General features: G+C 60.6%; 5 protein-coding genes. 4 read left to right on the top strand and 1 reads right to left on the bottom strand.

The features are described from left to right. The 4 genes from ADN01_RS00790 to ADN01_RS00775 all read left to right on the top strand — a co-directional run. A partial coding sequence (locus ADN01_RS00790) for a phosphate/phosphite/phosphonate ABC transporter substrate-binding protein (protein ID WP_075070837.1) occupies positions 1-941 on the top strand: 941 nt, incomplete at its 5' end. Between the two features lie 22 nt (positions 942-963). Continuing rightward, positions 964-1,629, top strand: coding sequence for a SanA/YdcF family protein (locus ADN01_RS00785; RefSeq protein ID WP_062418069.1), 666 nt, complete (start codon positions 964-966; stop codon positions 1,627-1,629). A gap of 128 nt (positions 1,630-1,757) precedes the next feature. Further along, complete coding sequence (locus ADN01_RS00780; protein WP_062418068.1) at positions 1,758-2,342, top strand: HDIG domain-containing metalloprotein; 585 nt, start codon at positions 1,758-1,760, stop codon at positions 2,340-2,342. Next, a complete protein-coding gene (locus ADN01_RS00775; protein WP_062418067.1) occupies positions 2,339-3,439 on the top strand; it encodes a nuclear transport factor 2 family protein in 1,101 nt (366 codons plus the stop codon). Before ADN01_RS00780 ends, ADN01_RS00775 begins: the two co-directional genes overlap by 4 nt. A gap of 82 nt (positions 3,440-3,521) precedes the next feature. Here the strand turns inward: ADN01_RS00775 and rpoC are convergent, their stop codons facing one another. Next, positions 3,522-7,751, bottom strand: coding sequence for a DNA-directed RNA polymerase subunit beta' (gene rpoC / locus ADN01_RS00770; protein ID WP_062418066.1), 4,230 nt, complete (start codon positions 7,749-7,751; stop codon positions 3,522-3,524). Between the last annotated feature and the right edge of the window lie 7 nt (positions 7,752-7,758).

The following is a 7,758-nucleotide window of genomic DNA, read 5'->3' as shown; positions in this document are numbered from 1 at the left end:
CCCCGGCCGTCCAGCCCTCCCCCACTCCCTCCAATGAGCCTTTAGGATCCGCGGAAAACCCTCTGCTGCTGGCCGTGGTCACCGAGCCGGTTGACCTGGAAAATGAAAGCGCCGGCGGAGACCTGGGCGCGGCCGCGGCTGAGCTAGCCCAAACCCTGGCCGATCAGAGCGGCTATTCGGTTGAATCGATGGAGTTTTCCAACTACGCCGATCTGACCCGTGCCCTCGACCGGCGCGAAGTGCACATCGCCTGGCTGCCCCCGCTCACCTACCTGCGCGCCGCCCAACTGGGGGCCGCTCGCGTGGCCCTGCTCAGCAACAATTTCGGTGTCTATTCCTACGGTGCGCAGATCATCGCCAACGTCAATACCAACCTCGAAACCTTTTATGACCCCGCCGCGGGGGCCAACACCGACACCGACGAAACCATCTTCGACCAGCTGCGCGGTTTGCGCCCCTGCTGGGTCAGCCTCGATTCCCCCTCCGGCTACATCCTGCCCGCCGGAGCCATCACCAAAACCGGTGTCCAGCTTCAGCCCGGCGCCGTGCTCCAATCGCACACCGCCGTCATCCGCGCCCTGTACGTCAAAGACATCTGCGACTTCGGCGCCACCTTTGCCATCTCCGGCGATCCCCGCACCGCCTCCAACGTGCAGGATCTGCCCTATCTGATGGATCAAATTCAAGTCATCTGGCGCAGCGACCCGGTCATTCCCAACCTCAACCTATCCTACATCCCCGAAATGCCGCAGGAGATCGCTCAGAATCTCAACAGCGCGCTGATCACTCTCGCGAAAACGCCCGAAGGTCAAGACCTGCTCACCCGCGCCAACCAATACGATATTCAAGGCCTGCGCGAAGCGGATGACAGCGAGTACGACGCGCTCAAAGATGCGGTGAAAGAACTGGGGATTGACCTGAAAACCACCCTGGGCCGCTGACCCCCACCGCTTTCACAAGCCTATGAAAAAAACCAAAAAGATCACGTTTAAAATGCTGATTCGCACCGTCTTCCTGAGCCTGGCCGCCTGTGCCGCGGTGATCCTCCTCTTCCGCGCCGGTACCCTTCTCTACGCCCGCCCGCGCATTCACACCACCGCGGATGTCACCCCCGCCCGCGCAGCCGTCGTCTTTGGCGCGGGGCTGCGCCGCGATGGTTCGCCCACTCCGGTTCTGCAGGACCGTGTGCAGGCCGCGGCGGAGCTGTATTTCGCCGGAAAAGTAGAAAAGATCCTCATGAGCGGCGACAACCGCTTTCTGGATTACAACGAACCCGGCGCCATGTTCAACTATGCCCGCGAGCTGGGCGTGCCCAGCGATGACATTGTCCTCGATTTTGCCGGCCGCCGCACCTACGACACCTGTTACCGCGCCAAAGCCATTTTCGGCCTGAAAGAAGCCATCCTCGTCACCCAAAGGTTCCACCTGCCCCGCGCCGTCCTGCTGTGCAGCCAGCTCGGCATCCAGGCCCAGGGCGTCCCCTCCGACCAGCGTACCTACCGCCGCTCCTCGCGCGCCATCTGGTCCGCTCGCGAAACCATCGCCACCTTCACGGCCTTCATTGATCTGTGGGTGCGCAAACCCCTGCCCGTCTTGGGCGACCCCGAACCGATCTTCCCCGATTCCTGAGCCGCCCGCGGCACGCATCTTGCATATTCCCCTCCATACAGGCGCTCTGCGCTGGGGTGTGCTTTCATGTATAATCAACTTAGCCCTCACCGCTGCTCTTACCCGCCAACCCCTTCCGGAGATCTGGAATGAACCGCGATCAAGCTCTTGCCATTGTCACCACCTACGTCAAATCCCCCAATTTAATCAATCACATGTTGGCTGTCGAAGCTGCCATGCGCTTTTACGCCCGCAAGCTGGGCGAAGATGAAGAGCGTTGGGCGGTCACCGGCCTGCTGCACGATTTTGATTGGGAAATTCACCCCACTCTCGAAGAGCACCCCCAGGCGGGCGCGCCCATTCTGCGCCAGCACAATGTCCCCGAAGACATCATCGAAGCCGTCCTCAGCCATGCGGATCATGCCGGTGTGCCGCGCGTCACCTCCATGCAAAAAGCCCTGGCCGCTTGCGACGAAATAACCGGCCTCATCACCGCCGTGGCTCTGGTGCGCCCTTCCCATTCCCTTTATGACCTCACCGCTGCATCGGTCAAGAAGAAGTGGAAAGACCGCGCTTTCGCTGCCGGCGCCAACCGCGAAGAGATCGTCCGCGGAGCACAGGAGTTTAATGTTGAACTGTGGGAGCATGTGGATCATGTCATCCTGGCCATGCGCCAGATTGCCCCGCAGCTGGGACTGGAGGGCAGCCTGAGCGCCCCTGGAGATATGCCATGAGTTTATACGGAAAAGGTTTCATGATCTGGCAGTTGGCCCGCTGTGAAAACGGCAACGGCGTTGAGGTGGCTCGTGTGGCCCGCGCCGCGGGGCTTTCGCATGTACTCATCAAAATCGCCGACGGTCCCTACACCTACAACGTGGACCGCACCACCCGTGTGGATCTGGTGCCGCCGGTGGTGCAGGAGCTGAAGAAGAACCGCATCCAGGCCTGGGGCTGGCACTACGTCTACGGCTCCAACCCGGTAGGTGAAGCCCAAATTGCCGCCCAGCGCGTCAACGAATTGGGCCTGGACGGCTATGTGATTGACGCCGAGGTGGAATACAAACAGCCGGGGCGCGAACAGGCCGCCAAAGCCTTCATGGCCGAGCTGCGCAAGCGCATCCCCAACACCCCCGTCGCCCTGTGCTCCTACCGCTTCCCCGTGCTCCATCCCCAACTGCCCTGGAAAGCTTTCCTGGATTACTGCGACTACAACATGCCCCAGGTGTATTGGCAGGCCGCCCACAACCCCGCCGATCAGCTGCGGCGCTGTGTCAACGAGTTCAAAAATCTTGCCCCCTACCGCCCCATCATGCCCACCGGCCCGGTCTACTCCGCCGGCGGATGGGTGCCTACGGAGAGCGAGATGGTGGAATTCCTAGACGCTGTGCGCGAACACAATCTGTCCTCCGTCAATTTCTTCGCTTGGGATTACGGCCGCAAGGGTCTCATCGCCCTGTGGAACAAGATCGCCGCTTACCCCCATCCCATCGGCCCCCAGCCCGCAGACATCCCGGAGCAGTATTTCTCCCTGCTCAATGCCAACAAGCCCGCCGCCATCGCCAACCTGTACACGGATGACGCGGTACACATCACCGCCTCGAAAACGGTTCAGGGCAAAGAGGCCATTCAGACCTGGCACAAGAATTTTCTGACCAACAGCTTCCCCAACGCTACATTCGAAATCACCTCCGTCTCCGGCACAGGCAGCACCCGCTCCTTCACCTGGAAAGGGGTCAGCCCCTCCCGCGGCAAAATTGAGAACGGCAACGACACCATCGGCCTGATTGACGGCAAAATTGCCTATCACTACAAGTATTTCAAGATCACCTGAGCCCTTCCCCCAAACACAAAAAATCTGCCGAGACGATCGTCTCGGCAGATTTTTGATTCGTTATTGGATGGGCGCTGCCCGATCAGTCCGAGCTGGGCAAATTCGCCACCATCGCCCGCCGCGCCGCCTGTTCTTCGTCATCAAAGCGCCCGGCCACAAACCCCGTACCCGCCGGGATCAGCTTGCCGATGATCACGTTTTCCTTCAGACCGAAGAGAGGATCTTCCGTCGAGGCGATCGCCGCGCCCGCCAACACCTTAATGGTATGCTGGAAGGAAGAGGCCGAAAGGAAGGAGTCGGTGCTGAGCGAGGCCTTGGTCACGCCCAGGAGCACTTCCATAAACTTGGCGGGCTGCTTGCCGTCCGTGCCAGCCAGCTCGTTGTGGCGGCGGATTTCCAGCCGGTCCACCAGATCCATCGGCAGGAAAGGCGTGTCGCCCGGGCGGGTCACCTGCACCTTGCCCAACATCTTGCGGATGATGACCTCGAAGTGCTTATCGTTGATGTTCTGACCCTGCGCCCGGTACACTTTTTGAATTTCGGACATCAGGTACATCTGGCAGGCTTCGCGCCCGTTGATCTTCAGAATGGTGTGCGGATTCAAGGAACCTTCGGTCAGAGCTTGCCCGGCGCTCACGTGCTCGCCGTCTTTGATCAGCAAGCGGGAGGTCGAAGGAATGTCGTACTCTTCACTCTCGCGCACTTCGTAGCTGACGATCACCTTCTGGTTTTCAATGCGCACCTGTCCAGCATGCTGAGCGGTGATCAGCGCCTCGCCCATGGTAGCCAGGATATCACCCATCGAGACAGTGGACTCATCACGCGCCGTGATCGTCCAGCCTTCCGGCACTTCCACCACATCGCTGGCCAGTTCGCTGTCTTCCACGCGCACCACGCGCTGGTCCGTATAGCGGTCGGACTGGATGATGCGCGCCACACCCTTGATGCGCGTGATGACTGCCTCACCCTTCGGAGCGCGCCGCGCCTCAAAAAGCTCTTCCACGCGGGGCAAACCGGTGGTGATATCGCCGCCAGCCGCCACACCGCCGGTGTGGAAGGTGCGCAGGGTCAGCTGCGTGCCCGGCTCGCCGATGGACTGAGCTGCCACAATACCCACAGCCGAACCCAATTCCACCATCTTGCCGCGCCCCAGGTCCAACCCGTAGCACTTCGCGCACATGCCGTGCGTCAAACTGCAAGTCATGGGAGAACGCGCCTTCACCTGGTCCACGCCAGCGGCCACGATCTTACGCACCAATTCATGATCCAACACGTCGTCGCGTTCCGCCAGTACCTCACCGGTCAGCGGGTCCACAATGCGCGCCGCCGCCAGGCGGCCGTATAAACGCGTGCCAAACGACTGCCCGGCCACATCATCCGCGCGGCGGATCCACACACCGTCGGTCGTGCCGCAGTCATAATCGTTGATAATCACATCCTGGGCCACATCCACCAGACGGCGGGTCAGATAGCCCGCGTCCGCAGTGCGCAGCGCCGTATCCGCCAGACCCTTGCGCGCGCCGTGCGTGGAGATGAAGTATTCCAGCGCCGTCAGGCCTTCGCGGAAGTTCGACTGGATCGGCAGGCGGATGATGCGCCCGGAGGGGTCGGCCATCAAGCCGCGCATACCAGCCAGCTGCGAGATCGGGCCGAAACCACCTTTCGTGGCCCCTGAGTTGGCCATGATGGCCAGGTTGCCGTTGGGATCCATGTTCTTGCGCACGGCAGCCCCCACCTTCTTGGTGGTTTCCTGCCAAATATCAATGATGCGCTCGTTGCGTTCCTGCTCGGTCAGCAGACCGCGCCGCCAGGAACGGGTCACATTCTCCACTTCGCGCTGAGCCTCGCCCAAAATCTCGGCCTTGGCAGGCGGGATCAGGATGTCCGCCACCGCGATGGTCGAGCCGGAGCGCATGGCATATTCGAAACCGATATCCTTCACGCGGTCGGCCACTTCCGTGGTCACGTCCTGGCCGCACAGCTCGTACACCGTGGCGATCAGGTCTTTCACACCGCCCTTATCCAGCACATCGTTGGTGAACTGCACTTCGCTGGGCAGAATGCGGTTAAAGAGCACCCGTCCCACCGTGGTTTCCAGCAGCACCGGCTGAGCTTCGGTCTTATAGTCGCCGTTCTCGTCGTAGTGCGTCATCACGCGCACTTTGACATGCGCATGGATGTCCACCTGACCCAGGTTGTAGGCCAGTTCCACCTCATCCGAATCGGCAAAAACGCGGCCGTCGCCCTTATGCGGGCGGTTGTCCAGCACCGTCAGGTAATACACGCCCAAAACCATGTCTTTCGACGGGCTGATGATCGGCTCGCCGTCCGCAGGTTTCAGCAAGTTGCGCGAGGAAAGCATCAGGTTGCGCGCTTCCCACACCGCTTTTTCCGAAAGAGGCACGTGCACAGCCATCTGGTCGCCGTCGAAGTCAGCGTTGAAAGCCGTGGTAACCAATGGGTGAAGCTGAATGGCCGAGCCTTCAATCAAGGTAGGCTCAAAAGCCTGAATACCCAGGCGGTGCAGGGTGGGCGCGCGGTTCAGCAGCACTGGGCGGTCCTTGATCACCTCTTCCAGCACTTCCCAAACCTCAGGCCGGTTGCGTTCAATAAAGCGGCGCGCGCCCTTCACGTTGGCGGCGTAGTTGTGCGCCACCAGGCGAGAAATGACAAACGGCCGGTAGAGTTCCAAAGCCATCGCCTTGGGCAGACCGCATTGGTACAGCTTCAGCGCCGGGCCGACCACGATCACCGAGCGGCCCGAATAGTCCACGCGCTTGCCCAGCAGGTTGCGGCGGAAGCGGCCTTTCTTGCCTTTGAGCATATCGCTCAGCGACTTCAGCTCGCGGCGTCCGCGGCGCGAAAGCGCCTTGCCGCGCTGCGAATTGTCCACCAGGGAGTCCACAGCTTCCTGCAGCATACGCTTTTCGTTGCGCACAATCACGTCCGGGGCGCCCAATTCCAACAGGCGCTTCAGGCGGTTGTTGCGGTTGATCACACGGCGGTACAGGTCGTTCAAATCGGAAGTGGCAAAGCGGCCGCCGTCCAACTGCACCATCGGGCGCAGGTCGGGGGGGATCACCGGCAATACCGTCAAAATCATCCATTCCGGGCGGTTCCCTGAACGGCGGAAGGCTTCCACAATCTTTAGCCGCGTGGTGGCCTTCTTGCGTTTCTGCTTGCTCTTCGAGGTGCGCACCTCTTCCCACAGATCATTGGAAAGCTGGTCCAGCTCCAAGCGCTTGAGGATGTCATAAAAGGCTTCGGCGCCCATATCCGCGCGGAACACCTGGCCCCAGCGCTGCTTCAGTTCGCGGTAGCGGCTTTCGCTGATGAAGGTCAAAGCCTTCAGTTCGTGCAGTTCGTCGCGCATGCGTGAATTCTGGTTCTGCGACTCAGCCGATTGATCTTCCAACTGGTTGCGCAGACCTTCCATCTGCTCATCCGCCTCGGCCTTGATCTGCGCCTTGGTGATGTCCATCTGGCTCAAGTCGCGGTCCATCTGCGCTTTGAATTCCGATTCCAGCTCTTCCAGGCGTTCTTTCACCACCCGCTGCACCTTGGTGATGTGCTGCGCAGAGATGGTTTCGCCGGCTTCAGCGATCACAATGCTGGTGCCGCTGAACACAATCGCGGTGCGGGTCGCTTTGCCCTGCAAATCCTGCAGGGTGCGCTCCAGATGCTGGCCTTCCTGAATCACCGGCTCCAGCCGCTGGGCAATCTGCTCATCCGCGCGCGCCTGCAGCTCGGTCTTCTGAGCCTGAAGCTCGTTCAGCTTGTGGTCGCGGGATACTTTGATTTCCAAAATCTTGGCGTTAATCTGCCCGGCTACCTCGCGCTCCGAGACGTTGATCTCGTCTTCCAGGCGCTTCAAGGCCTTGTTGCGGGCTTCTTCGTCTACAAAGGTGACGATATATTGGGCAAAATACAGCACGCGGTCCAGGTTCCGGCGGGAAATATCCAGCAGCAGCCCCAGGTAAGAGGGGATGCGGCGAGTGTACCAGATGTGCGCCACCGGGGTCGCCAGGTCAATGTGACCCATGCGTTCGCGGCGCACTGCGGCGCGCGTCACTTCGACGCCGCATTTATCGCAGATGATGCCTTTGTAACGGGGGTTCTTGTACTTTCCGCAGTAGCACTGCCAATCACGGGCAGGGCCAAAAATCGCTTCACAAAATAAACCATCTTTTTCGGGGCGAAGCCGCCGATAGTTGATGGTCTCCGGTTTCAGCACTTCACCGTACGACCAACTGCGAATGGTCTCCGGAGAAGCCAGGCTAATACGTAACGCCACCAGACCCTTAGTTTCCACCGAATGC

The organism is Levilinea saccharolytica (assembly GCF_001306035.1).
In the GTDB taxonomy this organism is placed as follows: domain Bacteria; phylum Chloroflexota; class Anaerolineae; order Anaerolineales; family Anaerolineaceae; genus Levilinea; species Levilinea saccharolytica.
Note: the sequence above shows the minus strand (reverse complement) of the source record. Positions and strands in the feature narration are given on the sequence as shown.

What these genes read in the sequence shown, in the direction of transcription:
- ADN01_RS00785 (WP_062418069.1), top strand. Translation starts at nt 964, where the DNA reads ATGAAAAAAACCAAAAAGATCACGTTTAAAATGCTGATTCGCACCGTC.
- ADN01_RS00780 (WP_062418068.1), top strand. Translation starts at nt 1,758, where the DNA reads ATGAACCGCGATCAAGCTCTTGCCATTGTCACCACCTACGTCAAATCC.
- ADN01_RS00775 (WP_062418067.1), top strand. Translation starts at nt 2,339, where the DNA reads ATGAGTTTATACGGAAAAGGTTTCATGATCTGGCAGTTGGCCCGCTGT.